Origin of the sequence: Mucilaginibacter sp. Bleaf8 (genome assembly GCF_018390515.1) — a bacterium.
Classification (GTDB): domain Bacteria; phylum Bacteroidota; class Bacteroidia; order Sphingobacteriales; family Sphingobacteriaceae; genus Mucilaginibacter.
In genome coordinates this window covers 40,658-64,474 of the sequence record NZ_JAHBBK010000007.1, presented here as the reverse complement: position 1 = coordinate 64,474, position 23,817 = coordinate 40,658, and the positions used below count along the sequence as shown (strand labels likewise).

The window sequence follows — 23,817 nt, the reverse complement described above, 5'->3', positions numbered from 1 at the left end:
CAGTTTATTTAATCATGGAAAAGTATTCTGCCAGCGGACCCAAGGCCAGGGCAGGGAAATAAGAAAGGGCATTAAGCACCAGGATAACGGCAAACGTCATGATGCCAAAGGTTACGGTATCGATACGCAGGGTACCAGCCGATTCGGGTACATACTTTTTCTGTCCCAGTAAGCCGGCTATAGCAACCGGGCCAATAATGGGCAGGAAGCGGCCCAGTATCAGTATAAAACCAGTGGCTACGTTCCAGAAGATATTGTTGTCGCCTAAACCCTCGAAGCCCGAACCGTTGTTGGCATTGGATGAGGTGAACTCATACAGCATTTCGGAAAAGCCATGAAAACCGGGGTTGTTTAACCATGCTGATGGTTTTACGGCCCAGTCGGCATTGCCATGTGCTACAAACAAGTAACTGGAAAGCGCTGTGCCAGCCATGATGAGGAACGGGCTGAGCAGGGTAATGAGGGCAGCGATCTTTACCTCGCGCGCCTCTACCTTGTGCCCAAAAAACTCAGGCGTACGCCCTACCATCAGCCCCGATATAAATACGGCTATAATGAGATATACAAAGTAATTGAGTATACCCACGCCGCAACCGCCAAAAAAGCCGTTGATCATCATGCCCAGCAGTTGCCATGCACCGGTTAAAGGCATGGTACTATCGTGCATACCGTTTACCGAGCCGGTTGATACAATGGTGGTAAGCGTGCTCCAGTAAGCGGTGGCCATAGGGCCAAAACGTACCTCTTTACCTTCCATAGCGCCGGTAACTTGCGATACCCCCATTTTAGCTATAGCCGGGCTACCGCCTAATTCACTACTGATGGTCGGTATCATCAACATCAGCATACCTACCGTCATTACACCACATATTACCCAACCCAGCTTTTTACGGCGAATAAAGTAGCCGAATGCCAATATCATGGCAATAGGGATAATCATTTGCGATACGATCTCGACCATGTTGGTGAAGTAGCTCGGATTTTCGAGCGGGTGGGCCGAGTTGGCACCAAACCAGCCGCCACCGTTGGTACCTAAGTGCTTAATGGCAATCATTTGCGCAGCTGGCCCGCGTGATACATTTACGGTATCGCCCTGCATGGAAATAAACTGATCTTTACCGGCGTAGCTGCTTGGTGTACCGTTAAAGGCCAGTACCAATGCTACAATAACTGATAAAGGCAGCAGCAAACGGGTGATGGATTTAACAAAGAAATCCCAGAAATTGCCCACGTTTTGCGTGGTTTTATCGCGGAAAGCTTTAAACAAAGCTACCGCTGCAGCTATACCGGTTGCAGCACTGGTAAATTGCAAAAACATCACAATAAAGTGCTGGGTGAAATAAGTAACGCCGCTTTCGCCGGAGTAGTGTTGCAGGTTACAGTTCACCACAAAACTAATGATGGTATTAAAAGCCAGGTCGGGTGTTTGGCCGGGGTTACCATCGGGGTTAAGCGGCAGCTTGTCTTGAAACATCAGTACAAAAAAGCCGTACACCAGCCACAGGATGTTGATGGTCATCATCGCTTTCAGGAACTGTTTCCAGTCCATCGGCGCATTGGGGTTAATGCCCGAAAGTTTATAAATACCTTTTTCGAGCGGCTTTAAAAAATCGGTCCATACCTTTTCGCCGGCAAACATTTTTGCCAGGTACTTGCCCAGTGGTATGGCAATAAGCAGGGTAATGAGAAAAGAGGCTAATATGCCTAAGAGTTCAGTGTTCATGGGAGTATGCCATTAAAATTTTTCGGGTTTCAGCAGCACGTAGATCATGTAGAGGAATACGGCCAGGGAGATAATGAATAGCGCTAACATAGTTTTCAGATTTTTTCGAACCAGTCGATTGTTTTAAAAATGAACCAGCAGCAAATCAGCAAAGCCAGGAATAGGATGAGTGTAAGCATGATTTTTATCTTGTTTTGACAAGGCCTTGCCAAAACCTATTCCAATTCGAAGAAATTAGCACAAATTCCTAATAATCAAATGTTTAAAACTATTAAACTCACCTTTAAAACAAAAAGACCCTTCCAAATTGGAAGGGTCTTTTCATTATAGTAAGCTATATTAGGAAAAGACGTTACTCCACCTTTATAGCATTATCACTGTAATCTATCAAAAGCTTGCTCCAGCCCATTTTACCGGCATTGCGCAGTTCTTTCTTTTTCTGCTCCATTACCTTTTTAATGCGGGTGCTGTAGGTCCAGCAGGTACTTTGGCGGATGGAGAGCTGCTCGGAAAGTTTGTGCGATGATATTTTACCTTTGGTAGAGTACAGCAAAAATATCATGTAAAACGCCTTATTGATAGGAATACGGGTGTTTTGTAAAACGGTATAAGCAATGGCCGATTCATCATAACCGCATTTGGAGCACCGGCGGCTAAAGGGCAAGTGCCCGGTGTTGTATTGCGTATGGTTGCACTTACGGCAGGCATAGCCATGCTCCCACTTCAAATCGGCCAAAAATTTAAAGCAGGCCTCACGGTCGGGGTAAATTTTGCTGAACTCTTCGTAATCCACCTCGGCCGACATTACCCTATCGTGCGTTACCTTTTCAATACTGGTTTGCAGACTGATGTTATCTTTTTCGAGCAGCACATTCATGCGCGAAATTTCTTCGGCCTGCTGCTGCAGCAAAGTGTTGGCTTCTTTCAGCTCCTCGTACTGCTGCTTAATTACAGCCGATTGCTCCATCACCTCGCGGGTGCGTTCAGTTACCTGCTGCTCTAGGGTACGGTTCAGGCTGTCTTTCAGTTCCTCATTTTGCCGTAGCTGCTTAATGGTATTACGCTGCGCCTTTTCTTTTTTCTTTTTAAGCAGCCTTACCTTATCACCAATAGCAAACGAGATGAACGACATTTCCATAATAAAGCAAACGCTTAAACTATAGTGTGTTACCGGTCCGAATGGTAGCCAAGTTACGTTCAATGCAATAAGTACTTTAATCAAAAAGCCGATCATTAAAAAGCTGTAGCCAATTACAAAGTACCTGGCTGGGCGGTAGCCATTGTATAAAATACGGCACCCTGTGATAAAAGCCAGCGACAGCGGCACCAACTCCACAATTTTAAAGGTAAACCAGTTTTTATTGATAAGTAAACAGGCTAAAAAGAATACACTACGTAAAATAATAACAGCCCATATAACTTTATTTAGGCGGCTGGCCTTGTTTTTTACATAAAGCAGGTTTTGCGTAAAGAGTAAAGCAAAAATACTTGATGAGTAAAGTGCAATGCCATAAGCATAATGGTTCCAGCCCGATGCATTAGGCCATATATACTGGTAGGCAATACCATCGGTACACATTTCATACAAACCAATGCTTAGGTTATACATAATGTAGTACAGGTATTGTATTTGCCGCATGGCAAAAAACATAACCAGGTTATACAGGCTAAACACAATGATCATCCCGTAAAAAATGCCGAAAAAGAAATACTCATCCAGCGCGTAATGGATAAACCAGCTTACCGAGCGCAACACTACTATCACGTTTGCCGGCTGGTGCGATTTGATACGGATATAATAGGTGGACTCCTTAGCCTGGTTATTCAGGATATTAACGCTAAAGTTTTTGTGCTGAAACAGGCGTTGCCCGAAAGGCCGGTTGGCCCCCATGTAGGTTACGGTATAAGTGCCATTTTTATTAGGTGTGTAAAAGGTGATGTCATCAATGGTTTGATCAAAAAACTCCAGCAGCCAGTTATTTTTGGTGCGCGGATTGTTTTGAACAGTAATGCGATACCAGTAGTAACTGTTGGTGTTTTTGGCAACAGGTGTATTTGTTTTACTGGGTTTAAACTGTGCAGCTACCTCATTTGAGGCTACTTTGCTTATATCATACCGGCCCGCTGTATCTTCCAGGCAGTATATCTCATGATAAGAAAATATATGCTGATCAATCCTGTCAGACAAGGACACAGCCGTTTGAGCGCTGGCTGTAAAAACGAAGCAAAAAAAACATACAGCCTGCAACAGCAGCAACTTCCACAGTAATTTATTCACAGATGCAAGGGTGTTTTGATTACCTGCTGCCTTAGCCTTTGTAGCATGGGGCAGCAGGTTTAATAATTGGCTGCGTAAAGTTATTATTTTTTCACATCCAAACCTAATGCTTGTATATAGCCTGTACTGGGTTTGCAGTTTTCAAATTTAGCCTGATTCAAAACATCATAAATAGCCTGCTTAATGCGGGCACGATCCTGCGGCGCAGCCTTACGGATTTCTTCAAAACTACTGCGCGGCTTTTCAGTATACTCAATTACGGCATCGTATCCGGCCGGTTTATCAAAGCTCATGATACCGGCAGTGTTGTCCATTTTTTTGTAAGGCCAGTAATGCCAGCCAATGTTGTTTTTCTCCAACATTTCGCGGAAGGTTTTAACCCACTCATCTTTGTTCTCGCCGGTTTCACCAACGTAGATAGGCACATTGTACTTGTTCCTGAAATCAATATAATCCTGCACAACAGCAACAGTTGGCTCTGTCCAGTATTTATGGAAGGTGTAAACCAGTTTCGAATCAAATGGCTGGCTAAATGGTTTGAAGTTACTATCCCACTGTGCGCCGCCAATAAATAAAATGTGGTTTTTATCAACCGTGCGAATGCCCTGGGTTATTCTTTTATACAACGGCTCCAATAACGGGTTGAAATGGTTTACGTCAAAATAATGGGCAATGGGTTCGTTTAACAAGTCGTAGCCCATTACAATGGTTTCGTTCTGGTAGTGTGCAGCAATACGTTTCCAAATATCAATGGTTAACTGCTGGCTGGCCGCATCTTCAAACAAAAACGGATAACCGTAGCCGTCATCAATATTATCGCCGGTTTGGCCACCCGGTGCGCAGTGCATATCCAGCATTACATACAGGCCTTCCTGCTTACACCAGCCAATTACCTTATCGAGCAATTCAAAGCCGTGGTTTGGATCACTCTTGCCTAGGTACTGCTCATGGGTAAACAGCTTGTAGTTAAAAGGAATGCGAATAGAATTCATCCCCAGCGATTTCAGGTAATGAATATCGGCACGCGTAATGTAAACATCCAGATACTTAAGCCAGAACGCCTGCGTTTCTTCAGGACCCATCAACTCAGAAAAAGCCGTATTGATAAGCCTTGGCGAGCTAATATTTTTAAATTTAAACATATAGCCTTCCGGCACAAGCCAGTTACCCAGGTTGGTTCCGCGCATTAAAAAAGGTTTGCCATCGGCACCAATAATGTCTTTACCTTTTACGGTTATAAACTTTTTGCTTTGTGCCTTGGTAAAAAATGCAGCCAACATAAATAGGGTAGCTGCAATCAATCTCAGTCCAAGTTTTCTCATAAGTTATAATTGATAAGATGATGTAATAATAATTGATTCTGGTGAAAGTCTTGCTCTCTTAAAGTTTATGCACCGGTTTTTGCGTCTGCGCATTAATCATATTTATGATCTTTTTAGCTTCATCAGGATAAATAGCAATGCGATGGGTACGTACCTCATAAGGCACCAATGTGCTTTTGCCGCCATTATGTACCGTAATAACGTTTGATGGCTTGGCAGGCATGTGGCAATCAATACATTTGTTGAGCAGGCTTTGATCTACCCGGCCGGTAAGCTTACAAAGGTTATGCTTTTGGGTGGTATGGCAGTTTTGGCATTGCTGTGTAAACACCGGTATCAAACCGCGCTGGTTCTGGTGGGTATTGTGGCAGGTAGCACAATCCATCTGGCTTTTAATGAAGCAGGCACTGCTGGCTAGCAACTGCACCTGGTTACCATGTACATCCAGCTTGGCCGGATCACTATCTTCATGATAAAAGCTGATTTCTTTGAACTTGGCCAGCGTATCGCCAGGTTTAAAAGCGAAGGTTGGCCGAAGCATATTACCGCTGTTGCCCGAATGGCATACCGCACAGGCATCTATTTTTTGCGAGCGCGACAGACTTTTATATTTAACAATATACTTGGCTTCTTTTACACCGGGGTACTCAGTATGATAGTTTACGTGGTTACCAGCCGGCCCGTGGCAGCGCTCACAATCAATACTTAATATTAATGATTTCTGATCCATCTCAACCGGCCGGCTCAGGCTTTGTGATTCGGACGGGAGCTCTTTAATATAAGAACTGTGGCACTCAAAACACCGGCTGCCAATTACCCTGCTGAAATCTATATAATCAGACGTATATCCGGGGCTATTCCCCCAACTGTGCAGCGCATTGTAGTAGGAGACGGGCAATTGCATTATTTGCTTGCCTTTCCAGTACAGATAGGTTTCGGCCTTAACACCGCCAAAGGCAATATCAAACCGGGCTTTTTGCAAAACCTTACCATTTTTATAACTGGTTTGATAAAAAGCTTTGCCCTGCTTGTCCATCACTACCTTCATGCTATCGTTAAATACCAAGGTATTGGAATCGGGCGAAAAGCTGCCATGAACGCTTTGAGGAGATGCTTCGCGGGTGGTTTGAAAATGGGCGGTATGCTGGTAGCTGGTATAAATATCCTTATGGCACTTTACACAAGTTGAAGAACCTGCATATAAAATCCCCCTGGGGTCCCGGCTTTCTGAGCCGCCAGTAAAGCATTGAGAGAAGATGAGCGCCAGCGGGACTAAAAATACGCCCGCCAGCAGCAAAAATCTTTTTTGTTTTGCACTTTGCCTCATCGATATAGTATTAAGCTTAAAGCACCAGCGTGCTTATAGAATGCGGCAAGCTGGTTGTTTGTGCAATTTTACCTTTTATCCATAAACTATAAGGTACTTTTTTATCAGATTTATTCATCACAATTACAGCTATGCTACCATCGGTATTCTGGAAAGCGGTGGATTGCAAAGCATCACGGCTTGATGAACTGATGATGCGCTTAGCGCCCGGGCGTACAAATTTGGAGAAATGGCCCAGATAATAATACATGTTGGTATAAATAAGCTGTTTGGTTTTGGTGTTGTAATGTACCGGCGCATAACAGAAATTGCCTACGTGGTTGGGGCCGCCCTGCTCATCTAGCAAAATGTTCCAGTCCGTCCATCCAACAGTCCCGTTATTAAAATCGTTGATAAGAGAGTTGCCGTAGCGTTCGCCGAGTGCCCAGCTGCCAATACTGTCTAACTTAAAGCTTTCCACACAACCCTCGGTAAACATCAGGTTAGTATTCGGGAATGCTTCTTTTACGAGCTTTTCATTTTCAAAACGCATAGCGCCGCCGGTCCAGGTTTCGTACCAGTGGTAACCTATGCCCCAAACGTATTTAGCAGCTTCAGGATCTTCCAATACGGTGCTTGCCCGCTGGTACATCAAATCGCGGTTGTGATCCCAGGCAATCAGCTTTTTGCCGGCCATACCTTCTTTTGTCAATGTTGGACCTAAATACTGTTTAATGAAATCACGTTCTTCTTCGGCGGTAAAGATGCACGATTCCCAGGTCTGCTTAGCCATAGGCTCATTTTGTACAGACAATCCCCAGATAGGAATGTTAAGCGCCTCATAAGCTTTAATAAACTTGATGGTGTGGTTGGCCCAAGACTGGCGGTATTGCGGCAGCAACTTACCTCCGCCCACCAGTTTGCCATTGTCTTTCATCCAGGCCGGTGGCGACCATGGCGACACAAACATGGTCAGCTTACCGCCCGCAGCAGCTATAGCAGCTTTAATAAACGGGATACGGTACTTCTTATCGTGATCGATGTTAAACGTTTTCAGCGCTGCATCATTTTCAGCAATGTAGCCGTAACTAGCGCTTGAAAAATCGCAACTGGCAATATTGGTACGACCAAGCGTATAGCCTATACCTTTTTGCGGATTGTAATATGCTGTTAAAAACTCCTGTTGCTGCGCCTTGGTCATTTTGGCAAAAACCTCGGCCGATGCATCAGTCAGGGCGCCGCCTATACCGAGCAGCGTCTGGAACTGTTTATCTGGGTCAACAAACACACTTACTTCCGATTCAACAGGCTGACTGTAATTTTTAAAGTCGATAGAACCCGTTTCAGAAAGGCGATATTCAGTATTTTGGGCTGTGGTGTAAACTTTCACTTGTTTGTTACCTGCATCAAAACTCTTTTTTACGGTAGTTTGTGCGGTGCTAACAAGGCTGCACGCAGTAAGCAATGCAAAGGTTAAATAGGTAATTTTCATCTCTCTATAAGTATCAATCTTTTATTACCAAACAAAGGTGGCCACAGCACCGGCAGGCAATGCAGGGCTTACTTGTTTGCCGTTAAATTTTATATTGAAGTTTTGGGTTGAAGATCCGCTGTTCAGCACAATCAGTACCTTTTTACCATCCGGATTTTTAAAGGCAACATTAGGCAGGCTACCGGTCAGGTTGGAAGCAATGCGCACAGAACCTGGTCTTACAAATTTAGAAGCATGGGCTATGATGTAATAAGCCACATTACGGGTAACTGAATTGCTGATGGTTAACGCACCTAAACAGTTGCTACAGCCCCCTTCGGTATGCGGGTTATAATTCGGGTCGGCTGCTAAGTTCCACTCCAGCACGTTACGGCTCCAGTTGCGGGTAGCGCCAATAATCAGGTTATTGACATGCCATTGCAAATCGCCGCCGAAATTGCCCGGGCCACCTACCCATTGCTCTGTAAAATAAACATTTTTGGCAGGGAAAGCATTGTGCACTTGCGACAAGGCGGATATATCGCCGGCATATAAATGGAAGGCCGAACCATCCACATAAGCATTAGCATCAGCATCACCCAGGATACTTAGCGGGTAATCAACACGGTCGGTATTGTGATCGTACAAAATAATTTTGGTATTGATACCAGCAGCCTTGAACTTTGGCCCCAGGTAACCTTTTATAAAAGAGCCCTGCTCGGCCGGCAGCATTAACATGCTTGGATTGTTGCCCGGGTGCAGCGGCTCATTTTGTGGCGTAATGGCATCAATGGTAATGCCTTCGGCCTTCATAGCCTGTATATATTTTACAAAATAGTTGGCGTATGCTTCATAATATTCAGGCTTTAAACTGCCGCCTTTGTAACTGCCATTGGTTTTCATCCAGATTGGTGCCGTCCAGGGGCAGGCCAGTACTTTTATATTCGGATTGATAGCTAATATCTTTTTCAGAACCGGGAGCAAATCTGTTCTTTCTTTATCTATGCTAAAGCTTTGCAGATTGATATCCGTTGCGGCAGTAGTCTCGTCATAAGTAAATGGAGCCGCGCTTAAATCGGATGCGCCAATACTTATACGGATGTAGCTTACGCCAATGTGGGTGCTATCCGTTGCAAAAAGCTCTTTAAGCAAGGCATCTTTGGTAGCGGCATTTAGGCCATTGATTAAAGTAGCGCTGCCACCGGTAAGGGTATAACCAAATCCATCAATGCTTTGGAAAGTTTGAGTGGTATCCACCTCAATAACCGGATTATTATTGTTTCCGGCGCTAAAGTTTAAAGCCACGTTCTGCTTCTGAAAAAGCACCGACTTATCGGAAGTAGTAAGCCAGTACGCAACCTCAGATTTTACAGGCGCGGTAACCACTGGATCAACAATTGGCAAAGATGGATCTGTTTTCTTTGAACTGCAATTTACAGCTGCTAAAGCTGCAAGCGGAACAAGTAATTTGAATACACTATTCATAGGGGATTTGAGTAGAGGAAATTTTAAAGCAAGTGGGCGTATGATAGCTTTATAAGCCTAAACTTGGTGTAGTGCAAAGCAATCAAAGATGGCCTTAAAAATAAAAGCCCTGCTCCCGATGATAAGGAGCAGGGCTTTATTAGGCTAAATTAATAGCCAGGATTTTGTACTAATTTAGTATTGTTAATATCTGCCAGCGGTATTGGTAATATTTCATGCTTACCTGCCTGAAAACCTTTAAAAGATAAAACAGATGCAGCACGTCCGGTTCTTACCAAATCGAACCAGCGATGGCCTTCGGTTGCCAGCTCTAAGCGACGCTCGTTATAAATATTATCTAAGGTTGCCGCTACACCAGGCAAGCCAACACGCGCACGTACAGCATTCAACAGTTGCCCGGCACGAGCTTGATCAGTACCCACCTGTACAAGGGCCTCAGCCTCCATCAAGTAAGTATCTGCTAAACGTATCTCAATATAATTATTAGGATAATTAAGCGCACTTTCACCAGTAGTTGACCTGTATTTCAGCAATGGGGCATACTTTTTAATGAAGTAACCTGTGTTTTGATAACTTGGATTATATTTTAAATTGTTTGCCTTTGTTAAGCTATCCATATTAACTACGGTATACCCATAACGAGGATCATTTTTTAAAGCATCTGCCAGTTGAGTTGTTACTGGATTAAAGCCCCAGCCACCGGCAAATACAGGTCCGCTATAATCTCTCGCACCAACCATATTTACATATAGGTTCGACTTGTATTGGTTCCAGTTACCCCAACCATAACCCTGATTACCAGTATGTGACAGTTCAAAAATTGACTCGCTGTTGAACTTATTATCTGGGCTAAAAATATTTCCAAAATTAGCTTGGAGCTTGTGGTTATATGGCCCGGCGCTTCCTGGAGTTTCTCCGTTTACTAATTTGAATTGAGCAGCCGCCTCAGCCCATTTCTTTTCATAAAGAAATACTTTACCTAATAGAGCAATTGCAGCAGGCTTTGTAGCTCGGCCATTCTCAGCAGCTACAACTGTTGCAGGCAAAACTTCAACTGCTGCTTTCAAGTCTGCTTCAATTAAAGCGTAAACTTCTTCTGGCTTTGCTTGTGTTTTTACATATACCTCGTCAACGCTAACTGGTTGGGTAAAAAGCGGTACATTTTTAAACAAACGTACTAAGTCGAAATAATAATGAGCTCTTAAAAACTGAGCTTCGGCAGTGTAGCGTTTCTGATCCGCCTCGGTTAAACCTGGTACATTTGGAAGTTTGGAAAGGATGGTATTGCAGCGGCTAACCCCCTTAAAGTTACTGCTCCAAAAGCCACCTTGAGGCCCAATGGCCGAATTTAAGCTATAATTATTCCAGTTCTGCCATGTTGGTACGTCATTAGGGCCCCCGCCGCCAGCAAAACAATCGTCAGATGCAGAGTTTAATGGCCCCAAAATGCCAGTATAGGCATTATTAATGCCGCCTGTCTCTGTAACCAGCGGATCATAAGCGGCAACCAAACCAGCAAATGCTTCAGATGGATTTGAATAGTAACTTTCTTCGAGTGCGCCGCCTGCCGGTTGCAACTCCAGGAATGACTTTTTACACGATACAAAACCAGCCACACCGGTTATAAGCAACGCTATGCCAAAATTAATATATCTTTTTTTCATGATAATCTTTCTTAAAACTTGTTTTACAGTGTAATATCAAGACCTACAAGGAATGAACGAGACTGTGGATATATACCTCTGTCTATACCGCCTACAATTTCCGGATCATAACCATTATATTTTGTAAATGTAGCCAGGTTATTGCTGCTCAAATAAACTCTTACACGCTGTATATCAAGCTTATTTAAAATATTTTTAGGCACTGTATAACCTATCTGCAAAGTTTTGATACGGAAATAAGCACCGCTTTGTAAATAAAAATCTGAAGTTGTTGAATAATTTTTATTTGGATCCTGATCGGTTACCCTTGGATAATTAGCACCTGTGTTAGTTGGGGTCCAACCATTTAATGCCTCAACAGGGTAGTTAGCCCCAGCTATATCCAAGCGTCTGTAACCCTGAAATATTTTGTTACCCCATGCACCCTGACCAAAAATTTTAAAATCAAATGCTTTATAGCTTGCACCAATGGTTGTACCATAAGTCCATGATGGTAATTGAGAACCTAAGAATTGGCGATCTGCTTCATCAATAACACCATTGTTATTAGTATCCTGAAACTTGATATCACCAGGCTTAGCATTAGGTTGAATTTTGTTACCATTTAAAGCATATGCATCAATCTCAGCCTGCGAATGGAAAATTCCCTGTGTTTTATAGCCGTAAAAAGATGCAACTGGTTGGCCAACCTGAGTTCTGAAAATTTCAGGAGCAATGTTTTGGAAACTACCGGTGTTTAAAAAAGGAGTAACCCCTAAAGCTTTAACTTCGTTATGGTTGTAGCCCATGTTAAATCCAAAATTGGTCTTCACATCGCCAAAGTTCTTGTTATAGCTTAGCTCGACCTCAATACCTTTGTTTTCTAAATCGCCAACGTTGGCACGCAAGTCACTATTATAACCTGCATAAACCGGCAGAGGTACGTTTTGCAGCATATCCTTTGTATACTTCCGGTATAAATCAACAGTTACGTTCAGACTTTTGAACAGTACCGCATCGAAACCGATATCAGTTGTTCTTGTTGATTCCCATTTCAAATTAGGGTTTGACGGCGAATTAGGGCTGTTACCAATTACTAACTGATTATTGCCAAAAACGGCGTTGTAACCGCTACCAATTACTGAAGTATACTGAAAATAGTCAAGTGATTGCTCATTACCCACTACGCCATAAGATGCACGAATCTTTAAGAAATCAACAAAACTGTTTTTAGGGAAGAAATCCTCACGTGTAACTACCCAGCCCAGCTGTGCTGTAGGGAAGGTTCCGTATAGATTATTTGAACCGAACTTTGATGAACCGTCACGTCTAACAATACCTGTGAACAAATACTTTTGATCATAATCATAAGTTAAACGGCCAAAGTAAGAGAACACGTGATAAGGTTGTGAATCACTTGAAAAACCAAAGCGTTGTTCTTGCGGAAGATTATAATTGAACGACAGCATAGTGTAATCAGATACCGGAATATTATTATAAGTAACACTCTGCTCCAGACCCTTTTGTTCGAAAGCACTGGTACCTGCTAAAACAGTGAAGTTATGCTTATCTATCGCGCGGCTATATGATATAGTATTATCCCAGTTCCAAGTTAGGTTACGATTGCTTGCTCTATAAGCACTTGGATTAGCCAAGTTATTAGCCTGATTGGCCAAATAGAACAAAGGAGAGTAAGACTGGCTGCCATAAAATGCTTGTTTACCGTTAATCTGAGTTCTTATTTTTAGTCCCTCAATAGGTGAAATTTCAGCGTATGCATTACCTAAAATATTGTGCGACCATCCGTAATTACCTCTCACCGTTTCCTGGTAGGCAATTGGATTAGAAATTTCCTGATTTACATAAGGAGAAACGCCATAAAACTGTCCGGCTGCATTTTTTACCAATGGGTTGTTACTTGCGTAAATTCCTGTGATTGGACCTGTATATATAACGGGCGTAATAGGGTCTAAATTCAATGATGAACTTAACGGACCTCCATACTCATTGTTGGTGTTGAAATTATTTTGGTCCCGAGTATAAGAATAATTAAAGTTTTCGCCGATAGTTAACCACTTTTTAACTTTAGAACTGCTGTTAACAACAAAATTATATCGCTTATAATTAGATAAATCCGGTAAAACTGTACCCTTTTGATTTAAATAAGCGAATGAGGTATATAATGTTGATTTTTCAGTACCAGCCTGAACGCTTAAACTATGGTTCTGAATCATTGCATTCTTAAAAATTTGATCCTGCCAATTAGTACCTACACCATAAGATGCAGGATCAGCAAAAGGTAATGTGGTGGAACCATCATTTGTAGCTGCCTGATTTCTTAAGGCAGCATATTGCGCCGCATTGGCAACTTTAACACGAGAAACCGGTTGTTGGAAACCGATATAACTGTTATAAGATAATACTGGAGCGCCTGACTTTCCTTTTTTGGTAGTAATTAAAATTACTCCGTTAGATGCACGTGAACCATAAATAGCAGCAGATGCGTCTTTTAATACCTCAAATGATTCTATATCATTCGGGTTAATATTCTCAATACCTCCGTTCAAAACCACAGCACCGTCCACTACGTACAAAGGCTCAGAGTTATTGATAGAGTTAACACCACGTATTCTGATTTGTGCACTTGCACCAGGAGCACCGGAGCTGTTTACTACAGTAACACCAGATGTTCTGCCTTGTAAAGCTTGGTTAACATTGATGACCTGTTGATCTTGAATATCTGATGCTTTTACCCGAGATATTGCTCCGGTAATCACACTCTTTTTCTGTGTACCGAAACCTACTACCACTACATCATTCAGGTTGTTGGTTTCTTCAGTTAATGTGATGTTAATTACACTACGATCACCTACTGCTATGGTTTGACCTGCAAAACCTACATAGGTAACTATTAGGCTTCCGTTGGGCTGTGCACTAATTGTATATTCACCACCTGCTCCAGTTACTGTACCCGTAGTAGTACCCTGAACTTTAATAGATACGCCAGGAAGTGGCTGGCCAGCCTTGTCTGTCACTTTGCCTTTTACAAGCCCTTGGGCAATGGCAAAGCTGATAGTACATAAGAGGAAAGAAATTAATAAAGTAAGTTTTTTTCTCATAAAATTTCAATTATTTGATATGGATGCGTTTTGGCCGGTAAACTGCATTGCAGCCGGCAATTCATATACGGACAACTGCACCGAGTTACCCGGACGGTAAATAAAGGTATATGTTCATGGTTATTTGTTAGGTTTAAATAAAGCCTATGGTTAAGCCCTATTTAATTGGTGCGGTAAAGTTAGGTAACAAACCCATATACAAACAAGAAAATTATTTATAACCTACTGATTTTTAACTAATTGAACAGTATTTGAAACGCTTTAAAAACAAGTTGCGATATAGCTATGTATACTGATAATCAATGAGTAAAGACACTTTCAACCTAAGCAAAAATTATTTTTGATACGCTATACTCCTCAATCACTTACAAACAACAAATGGCTATAAATGGGCAATAATAAAGCTAAATGCTGTAAATTCTTGTAATACAAAAAGGCTCTCAACAGCATAAAATGATAATATAATATATACATCTGGTAAATTTGAGCAGGAAAAGATGTGGTTATATTTTGTAAACCATATAGAGGTAAATCTTATTAAAAGCAGCCTCCCTCATACTATTTTAGCCTTTGTTTAGCGTATTGGCTTACCAAGCTACAAACAGTAAAAAATTATCCTTATTAATTCATTGTCAGCTTAATACGTATAGCCCTGTTTGCTGGCCAAGCGTATCAACACAAGCACAACAAATTGTATACGAGCAACTTAGCAGCCATCATACTTGCTTAATACAGCTTTTTTGAGCTAACTTTATCCCACATTAACCAATAACAACTTACTATATGCGTAAAAAAGCTTTACCTGCACTGCTATTTATATTATCGTGCAGTGGGTCTGTTTTTGCCCAACAAAATACTGGTGCTACAGATCCTATCGCACAAAAAGTAGAAGCCTTAATGGCTAAGATGACGCTGGAAGAAAAAATAGGTCAGCTAAATCAATATACCAGCGACAGGCTGGCAACCGGTCCGCTTACTCCTAACAGCAGCAAATACCAGGAAATAAAAGACGGTAAAGTAGGCTCTATGCTGAATGTTAAAGGCGCTAAAGAAACCCGCATGATCCAAGAAATGGCCATGCAATCGCGTCTCAAAATTCCCCTGCTGTTTGGCTTGGATGTAATACACGGTTACCGGGTTACCTTCCCTATTCCGCTGGCCGAAGCTGCTAGCTGGGATCTGAACGCTATTGAACTTTCAGCCCGTGTAGCCGGTAAAGAATCAGCCGCAGCAGGTGTGCACTGGACATTTGCCCCTATGGTTGATATTGCCCGCGACCCTCGCTGGGGCCGGGTAATGGAGGGTGCCGGCGAAGACACTTACTTAGGCTCACTCATTGCCAAAGCCCGCGTACGCGGCTTTCAGGGTAAAGGTTTGGGTAATTTAGATGCTATTATGGCCTGCGCCAAACACTTTGCGGCTTACGGTGCAGCCATTGCCGGCCGCGACTATAATACCGTTGATATGAGCGACCGCCAGCTTTGGGAAACCTACCTGCCGCCCTTTAAAGCCGCTGTAGATGCAGGCGCAGCAACCTTCATGAACTCTTTTAACGATCTGAACGGCATACCGGCCACCGGCAACGCCTACCTGCAACGTGATATTTTAAAAGACAAATGGAACTACCAGGGCTTTGTAGTGAGCGATTGGGGATCTATCAGTGAAATGGTTGCACACGGCTTTGCTAAAGACAACAAGGATGCTGCACGCCTGGCTATTCTGGCTGGCAGTGATATGGATATGGAGGGCCATGCTTATCTACCTAACTTAGTACAACTGGTGCAAGAAAAAAAGATTGATGTTGCCTTAATTAATGATGCGGTAAGACGTATTCTGCGCAAAAAGTTTGAGTTAGGCCTGTTTGATGATCCGTACCGTTTCAGTAACGAGAGCCGCGAAAAGAAGGTACTTAATGCAGCCGAGAACCGCAAAGCAGCACGTGAGGTAGCCGAAAAAAGTATCGTACTGCTGAAAAATGACAATCAACTATTGCCTTTGTCCAAATCCACTAAAAAAATTGCAGTGATTGGTCCGCTGGGTAAGTCCAGTGCAGACATGAAAGGCTTTTGGTCAGTAACCTGGGATAACGATCATCTGGTATCATTGTACGAAGGCTTACAAAATAAATTGGGTAAGCAAACGGAGCTACTGTACAGCGAGGGTTGTGGGATTAAAGACACCTCCCGTCAGCACTTTGCTGAGGCTGTGGCTACCGCCAAACAGGCCGACGTGGTAATTATGGCCGTAGGCGAAGCCTTTGATATGAGCGGTGAAGCCAAAAGCCGGTCGAACATTCACTTGCCTGGTGTACAGGAAGAGTTGATCAAAGCGGTACAAGCTACCGGCAAACCTGTAGTGGTACTGGTAATGGCAGGCCGCCCGCTTATATTTAACTGGACTGCCGATAATGCTAACGCTATTTTATATACCTGGTGGCTGGGCAGCGAGGCCGGTAATGCAATGGCTGATGTACTGTTTGGTGATTACAACCCTGCCGGTAAACTGCCTATGTCATTCCCGAGAGCAGAAGGCCAGATACCGGTATTTTATGCCAGCAAGAGCACAGGCCGCCCTGCACTGGATGAAAAAAATACCAACTACCGTTCTGCCTATCTGGATTTGCCTAACAGCCCACGTTATGCTTTTGGTTACGGTTTAAGCTATAGTAACTTTGATTTCAGTGATTTAAAGCTGAACAAAAGCAAGCTATCACAAAATGAAACGCTGCAAGTAAGCTTTACCTTAAAAAATACTGGCAAATATGCAGGTGAGGAAGTAGCTCAATTATACTTACAAGATGTGGCAGCCAGCGTTACACGCCCGGTTAAAGAGCTGAAAGACTTTCAAAAAGTGTTCTTAAAACCGGGTGAAAGCAAAACCATTAGCTTCACCATTGATAAAGAGAAGCTTTCTTTTTACGACCAGAAAATGACCTGGGGTGCCGAAGCTGGTGAGTTTAAACTCATGATCGGCAACTCATCCGACCATATACTGTTACAGGATAAGTTTGAGCTGGTTGATTAAAAATCCTACAATTCATCATTCTATATGCTAAGCAGGGGCACCGTTGGTGCTTCTGCTTTTTTTATGACATTTGGCCGTATCAAATTATCTATCTTTGTATGGTAACCGTAATAATAAATGTCATTATAATTGGTTATGATATTAAACAAGGCTTATATAGCTTAAAACAGTATTAAAACTGATGATCAAAAAGCTGAGCATATTACTATTGCTGGTGTTATACCTGGGTGTATCCACAGGTGCAACATTGCATTTCCAGTACTGCATGGGCAGGCTGGTTAAAGTAAGTATTGCGCACCATCATGATCTTAAATGCCACAAATGCGGCATGGCTAAAAAGGCTGCCAGCAAAAAGAAATGCTGCAGCGACCAGCATCAGCAGCTTAAAACTGATCAAAGCAGCCAGTTGGTAAAAGCCACTCTTAATTTTTCGGCGCCTGTAGTGCTGATTAACCATACCGGCTATCTCAATAATCAGATTTATAAGTATACGGCTCCTGCGCCGCATCCGGTTAGTCAGGCCCCGCCTTACACAACGGCCGTACCTGCATTTATTCGCAACTGCACCTTCCGGATCTGAATACAATATTTATATAATTGCCTGCCTCCTGTAAGGCAAGGCATTAAGCTATCCGTTTAATTTATTATATAACCACATTGCCTGCTGTATGCGGCAAACATTATTGTATTCAGAAAAATCATGAAAAATTTAAAATCTATACTGACTGCCTTATTCATCATGGCAGCAGCCATCACATCATACGCACAAACCTCAGCCGTTAATCAAGCCCTAACTGCTTATTACGAAGTTAAAAACAGCCTGTTTGCCGGCAACGCAGCCAAAGCGCATGATAAGTCTGCCGAACTGCTGACTGCTTTAAAAGTGGTTAATGCAAGCCAGTTAAGCACAGACGAAAAAACCACCTGGACCTCTTACGCCGGTAAGCTTGAAGCCGATGCCAAATTTATTTCCGAAAGCAATAATCTCAGCCAGCAGCGTGAGCACTTTTCTACCTTATCAAAAAACTTAATTGAGGTGGTAAAAAAGGTACATCCAAGCCAGGCAGCTGTTTATCAGCAATACTGCCCCATGAAAAAGGCTTACTGGCTTAATGAGGTAGCCACCATTCAAAACCCGTATTACGGTAGCCAGATGCCTACCTGCGGTAAAGTTGCCGAGGTTATTACCCCATCCAACTAATTGTTTAACGGCTTACCAGAGAGATTCCGGCAACATTCCATTTATGAAAGTTTTATTCTATCTGCTGGCATTTATGCTGGCTTTCCAGATATCCTTTGCGCAGCATGGGCATGGTAGCGGTGCCATGTCTATGCACAGCAAAGATAAACGTATGCCTTTCTTTACAGATAAAGGCCATACCAAAATCTATCATCTCTATGTGAACGATACCACGGTTAACTATACCGGTAAAACACGACCGGCTATGGCTATTAACGGCACCATTCCGGCGCCAACGCTCACTTTTACTGAGGGAGATACGGCCGTGATATACGTACATAACCTAATGATGATGGAAACCTCCATCCACTGGCACGGGCTTATTTTGCCCAACCGCTATGATGGCGTATCATACCTTACTACTACGCCTATTAAAGCGGGCGAAACGCATTTGTTTAAGTTTCCGCTGGTACAGCATGGCACCTACTGGTACCACTCACATACCATGACGCAGGAACAAAGCGGCATGTACGGCGCCTTCATCATCAAAGAAAAGCAGGAGCCGCCCATGAAAAGTTACACGCTGTTACTAAGCGACTGGACGGATGAAAACCCTGAACAAACGCAACGCTCGCTACACAATGCTACCGATTGGTATGGCATTCGCAAAGGTAGTACGCAAAACTACCTTCAGGCACTGCAAACCGGCCACCTCAAAACCAAACTGACTAATGAATGGAAACGGATGACCGCCATGGATGTAAGTGATGTGTACTACGACCGCTTTTTTACAAACGGTAAGGTTGAGGATGCCGCGCCGCAGTTCAAACCTGGCGAAAAGGTAAGATTGCGGGTAATTAACGGCAGCTCGTCTACCTACTTTTGGTTGCACTACGCAGGCGGCAAGCTTACTGCCGTAGCTAATGATGGGGAAGATGTGCAACCTGTAAGCGCCGACCGCATGATTATTGCCGTTGCCGAAACTTACGATGTAGTGGTTACCATACCGCGGGATGGCAGCTTTGAGTTTGTGGCTACTGCCGAAGACCGCACCAAGTATACCTCCGTGTGGCTGGGCAGCGGCCAGCGCCATGCGGCAACCAAGCTGCCCCGGCTTAAGTATTTTGAGGGCATGAAGATGATGAACGACATGATGGACATGCAGGGCAACATGAAAGAAATGGAAGGCATGGAAATGCACGACCAGATTATGGACATGAACACCGTAATGTATCCTGAAATAAACTATAGCATCACTACCCTTAAATATACCATGTTAAAGGCCGTTAAGCCTACCACACTACCAGCGGGGCCAACCAAGCTGCTAAATTTTGAACTGACCGGTAACATGAACCGCTATGTATGGAGCATCAACAACAAAACGGTATCCGAGTCGGATAAGATACTGATCAAAAAAGGAGAGAATGTACGCATCATATTGTATAACAATACTATGATGCGGCACCCTATGCACCTGCATGGTCACTACTTTAGGGTACTGAATGGGCAGGGCAAATACTCACCGCTAAAGAATACGCTTGATATTATGCCTATGGAGCGTGATACCATTGAATTTAGGGCGACAGAAAGCGGCGACTGGCTTTTCCATTGCCATATATTATACCACATGATGAGTGGTATGGGACGGGTATTTAGTTATGAAAACTCACCGCCCAACCCTGAGGTGCCCGACCCGGCCAAGGCTTACCGTATGGTACAGGCTGATGACCGCCACTTTTATGCCTCGGCTAAAATCGGGATTGAAAGCAACGGCAGCGATGGTACCGCCGCACTGGCCAACACCCGCTGGAAATTTTCGACTCTTTGGCATCTGGGCCTTAACAGTGCCGATGGCTACGAAAGCGAAACTATGGCTGGCCGTTACTTTGGCCGCATGCAGTGGCTGTATGGTTACGTGGGTTTTGATGTACACTACCGCCGCAATCACGAAGAAGAAAAGAATATGTTTGGGCAGATCAGCAACAAAAACAACCGTAAAACAGTAGTTGCCGGTATTGCTTACACTTTACCTATGCTACTAGTAGCCGATGCCCGTATTGACGGTAACGGCAAGGTAAGGCTGCAACTGGGCCGCGAAGATATACCGCTAACCAGCAGGCTGCGCTTAAACCTGATGGGCAACACTGATAAAGAATATGCTGCGGGTTTAAGGTACGCCCTAACCAAGTATATATCCGCATCGAGCCATTATGATAGTGATATGGGCCTGGGCGCAGGGTTAACCATCACCTACTAAAATGAAACAAAAATGGCTTCAGGAATATCCCTGAAGCCATTTTTGTTTAGAATTCTGTTTAGCTTATTGATGTAGCTTTTTAGCTTTCAAATACTCCAGCATCTGTTTCGGGCGATCTGTTTGCAGAATGGTTGCCCCATGTGCAATAAGCCAGTCCCAGCTATCTTTTTTGTTACCTTCTTCTACAGCCTTATCATCATCATGCCCGGCATTAAGCGAGGCCCACAATGAATTGAGCCATACTTTGGAACCGGTTTTGGTGATAAACTTATTATCGGCCAGTATGCTTGATGTATCCTGTTTAAAGTTCAGCTCAAATGCATAGGGCTTCATATTTTTCAGGTAATCTGTAATGATCTGCTTTGCATCGGGTTTATCCAAATTAACAATAGGCATGTAAGTAATGCGACCTATCAGTTCAGGATACTTTTCTTTTAGCTCTGCGTAGGTTGCCTCAGCTTTGAAAATAGCTTGATTAAGGGTGCCTGTTTCCTGCAAGATGGCAAAAGCTTCATGGTAATAATCATAACTTTTATCCAGATTCACTTTCACACCGGTGCCTTTAAGGGCCAGCATTACTTCTTTCAAGGTAGGGATATGATTGTTGGTTACACGGCCCAGGCCATTGCGTAAGCCAAACTTTTCAATCTCTTCAAATGTAAAGTCGGATGGCTTGCCATTGCCATTGGTGGTACGATCAATAGTACGATCGTGCATAATCACAATGACGCCATCTTTAGTTTTGCCTAAATCCAATTCAACAATATCAACACCCATAGCTGCTGCGTTTTTAAATGCCCATAAAGAATTTTCGGGTGCATTGCGCCAATCGCCGCGGTGGGCTGCTACCATTACCTTGTTTTGTGCTATCGTGATACTTGTTAAGGCCTGTAAAAGCAGCGCTGTAAATATTAGCTTTTTCATGTTTTAATTTTAATTGGGTTTAATTCATATCCATATTGGATATCCATTGATTTTGCGTTCCCCAAAGCTTATCAGGTTGTTCGGACGTAGTAATTACCAGCGTACCACCTTTCATAATCTCCTGGTGAGTAAGCCAGTTACGGGTGAGCGGTTTATTATTTAAAGTTACCGATTTGATGTACCGCCGGTTTTTAGCATAGTTGGCTACCTTGATGGTAAAATTTTTGCTACCCCAATCCAGCTTTACCTCCTCAAACAACGGTACGCTTAAATAATATACCGGCCAGCCGGTACAGGCCGGGAACAGGCCGGTTGCAGCAAACGTAAACCAGCCCGCCATAGCACCGGCATCATCATCCATGGTGCGTACGTAGGTATCGGGTTTATTTTGGTAAATCACATCTACAAAAGGATCTATACCACGGCTATTGTCATTGAAGTAATACTGCACCACGGTGTCTACCGCATACTTTTGCACCAAATACTGCGATTTCCAGGGCTGGGTGGTAGTGTTATACATCAGTGGCGCCTGTATATCGGGCTCATTGGCATGGTTATAATAATCATTGTCAAAAAATTCATCGAGCTGCTTGCGGTAGGTTTCCTCACCGCCGGTTAGTTCCATTAACCCTTTTAAATCAAAAGGCACCAGCCAACGATATTGCCATACAGTCCCCTGGTACATACCCCGGGCCGATACCTGGTCAACATCACGTTTGGTCAGGTCTTTAAAATCCTTGTTCCAGTATGATTTATAGTTAAGCGCTTTTTGCTTGTAACGGTTAGCAAGTTCCTTTTTACCCATGATACCGTAAATCTGCGACAAGGCCCAGGTATCATAGCTCGATTCGAGCGCTTTATCAGGATGTGAAAAATCCAGGCGATCAACCTCGGCCTGCAGCGAGTCGGCTATGCTTTTGAAATCAACCGGAAAACCCTTTCGGTAAGCATCCAGCAATACCACTATGGCATGCTCGGTGCGTACGGTATTGGATGGTTCGTGCTGGGTAGCATAATCTTTTTTACCGTACTTGTACAAATTGGCAATAGAGGTAGTAATATCCCTATAACGCTCGGGGTAAAGCACGGCCAGCATAGGGAGTTGCGTACGATAATTGTCCCAAATGGCCCAGCCATTGTACACACTGCTGCTGGTATGGGCAAGCTGGCCATTAGTTGCCCGGAAGCTGCCATCTTTTTCGGATACTACGTAAGGCGATTGCACTACACGGTACAGCAGTGAGTAAAACAACTTTTCGCGCTCTGCATCACCCTTCACTTTAATGCGGCCCAACACATCGTTCCAGCTGCGCTGGTTTTCTGCTTTCAGCTGATTAAGACTATTTGCATTTAAGTTTGCTTTGGCATGCGGCACATCAACCGACGAGAATGCGACATTAATTTGTACTTGCTCCACATTATCAGCAACCTGAGCCAGCAGGTGGTGATCGGCCGATGAGTGCAGTTGCACGGGCTTATCAAACCGGATGGCATAATACACACGGTAGGTGCCTACATTACATGTAGTACGTGAGTCTATCCAGCCGCTTAAGCCTTCGGCGTCAGTTTGGTGTTCTTCGGCCACAAAGCGGTTGGCCAGCGTATGGCTCAGGTCAATAAAGAAGCCTTTGTTTCCATTAGGAAAGGTGTATTGTTCTGCACCGGCATTGCCATTTACAACTATAGCTACTTTGATGCCGTTACTAAAATTTACGTTATAGTATCCGACACCCGCATTCTCGCTTGTTTTGCTTAATGTAGATGCCTGAGAATCGGCGCCGGTAAAAGGTTTTATCAATATATTACCGCCACTGCCCTGGCAGCCTACGCCCTCAAAACGGTTGTGCGTAAAACCTAAAAACGTTTTGGCTTTATATTCATATCCCATATGCAGCTTTGGGTAAGTATGCGGCCCTATACTAAGCATACTGAACGGCGACGAAGCAGCAGGCGACATTTGCCCATGATCGCCGGACGAGCCTAAAAATACATTAACCTTGCCGGCTGGCTGTGCTGCCAGATAACCACAGGTGCAAAGCATTAAAAATGTAAGCAGAAATTTCATGCAACGAAGAAAAGAAAAAA

The 23,817-nt window shown here is 43.6% G+C and carries 15 protein-coding genes; 4 read left to right on the top strand and 11 right to left on the bottom strand.

The window, feature by feature from the left end; genetic code table 11:
- Nucleotides 1–4: 4 nt before the first annotated feature.
- The 9 genes from kdpA to KHS38_RS20910 form a co-directional block, all read right to left on the bottom strand.
- The gene (gene kdpA, locus KHS38_RS20950; protein WP_213490665.1) at nt 5–1,723 is read right to left on the bottom strand and encodes a potassium-transporting ATPase subunit KdpA; all 1,719 of its coding nucleotides are present in this window, start codon (nt 1,721–1,723) and stop codon (nt 5–7) included.
- Between the two features lie 12 nt (nt 1,724–1,735).
- Entirely contained in the window at nt 1,736–1,813 is a 78-nt protein-coding gene (locus KHS38_RS22560; RefSeq protein ID WP_213490749.1) for a potassium-transporting ATPase subunit F, read from the bottom strand.
- A 262-nt stretch (nt 1,814–2,075) separates the two neighbouring features.
- The gene (locus KHS38_RS20940) at nt 2,076–4,001 is read right to left on the bottom strand and encodes a 7TM diverse intracellular signaling domain-containing protein (RefSeq protein WP_349627948.1); all 1,926 of its coding nucleotides are present in this window, start codon (nt 3,999–4,001) and stop codon (nt 2,076–2,078) included.
- A gap of 83 nt (nt 4,002–4,084) precedes the next feature.
- Nucleotides 4,085–5,323: a glycoside hydrolase family 5 protein gene (locus tag KHS38_RS20935; RefSeq protein WP_249665508.1), complete on the bottom strand. Its 1,239-nt coding sequence runs from the start codon at nt 5,321–5,323 to the stop codon at nt 4,085–4,087.
- 58 nt (nt 5,324–5,381) lie between these two features.
- Nucleotides 5,382–6,650 carry a multiheme c-type cytochrome gene (locus KHS38_RS20930; RefSeq protein ID WP_213490663.1) on the bottom strand — a complete coding sequence of 423 codons (1,269 nt, stop codon included), beginning with the start codon at nt 6,648–6,650 and terminating at the stop codon, nt 5,382–5,384.
- Between the two features lie 16 nt (nt 6,651–6,666).
- The gene (locus KHS38_RS20925) at nt 6,667–8,121 is read right to left on the bottom strand and encodes a glycoside hydrolase family 30 protein (protein ID WP_213490661.1); all 1,455 of its coding nucleotides are present in this window, start codon (nt 8,119–8,121) and stop codon (nt 6,667–6,669) included.
- A 24-nt stretch (nt 8,122–8,145) separates the two neighbouring features.
- Nucleotides 8,146–9,585 (bottom strand): glycoside hydrolase family 30 protein, encoded by a 1,440-nt coding sequence (locus KHS38_RS20920; protein ID WP_213490659.1) that lies wholly within the window; start codon nt 9,583–9,585, stop codon nt 8,146–8,148.
- Between the two features lie 149 nt (nt 9,586–9,734).
- Nucleotides 9,735–11,096 (bottom strand): RagB/SusD family nutrient uptake outer membrane protein, encoded by a 1,362-nt coding sequence (locus KHS38_RS20915; RefSeq protein ID WP_213490657.1) that lies wholly within the window; start codon nt 11,094–11,096, stop codon nt 9,735–9,737.
- Between the two features lie 176 nt (nt 11,097–11,272).
- Nucleotides 11,273–14,347, bottom strand: a complete 3,075-nt coding sequence (locus tag KHS38_RS20910) for a SusC/RagA family TonB-linked outer membrane protein (RefSeq protein WP_213490655.1) — start codon at nt 14,345–14,347, stop codon at nt 11,273–11,275.
- A gap of 783 nt (nt 14,348–15,130) precedes the next feature.
- Between KHS38_RS20910 and KHS38_RS20905 the strand changes: the two genes are divergently transcribed.
- From KHS38_RS20905 to KHS38_RS20890, 4 genes are all read left to right on the top strand, one after another.
- Entirely contained in the window at nt 15,131–17,371 is a 2,241-nt protein-coding gene (locus tag KHS38_RS20905; protein WP_213490653.1) for a glycoside hydrolase family 3 N-terminal domain-containing protein, read from the top strand.
- 181 nt (nt 17,372–17,552) lie between these two features.
- Complete coding sequence (locus KHS38_RS20900; protein ID WP_213490651.1) at nt 17,553–17,951, top strand: HYC_CC_PP family protein; 399 nt, start codon at nt 17,553–17,555, stop codon at nt 17,949–17,951.
- 120 nt (nt 17,952–18,071) lie between these two features.
- Complete coding sequence (locus KHS38_RS20895) at nt 18,072–18,572, top strand: DUF3347 domain-containing protein (RefSeq protein ID WP_213490649.1); 501 nt, start codon at nt 18,072–18,074, stop codon at nt 18,570–18,572.
- A gap of 43 nt (nt 18,573–18,615) precedes the next feature.
- Nucleotides 18,616–20,808, top strand: a complete 2,193-nt coding sequence (locus KHS38_RS20890) for a multicopper oxidase domain-containing protein (protein ID WP_213490647.1) — start codon at nt 18,616–18,618, stop codon at nt 20,806–20,808.
- Between the two features lie 63 nt (nt 20,809–20,871).
- Here the strand turns inward: KHS38_RS20890 and KHS38_RS20885 are convergent, their stop codons facing one another.
- On the bottom strand, nt 20,872–21,732 hold the full coding sequence (locus tag KHS38_RS20885; RefSeq protein ID WP_213490646.1) for a glycerophosphodiester phosphodiesterase family protein: 861 nt from the start codon (nt 21,730–21,732) through the stop codon (nt 20,872–20,874).
- A 19-nt stretch (nt 21,733–21,751) separates the two neighbouring features.
- Nucleotides 21,752–23,797 (bottom strand): glycoside hydrolase domain-containing protein, encoded by a 2,046-nt coding sequence (locus KHS38_RS20880; RefSeq protein ID WP_213490644.1) that lies wholly within the window; start codon nt 23,795–23,797, stop codon nt 21,752–21,754.
- Nucleotides 23,798–23,817: the final 20 nt, after the last annotated feature.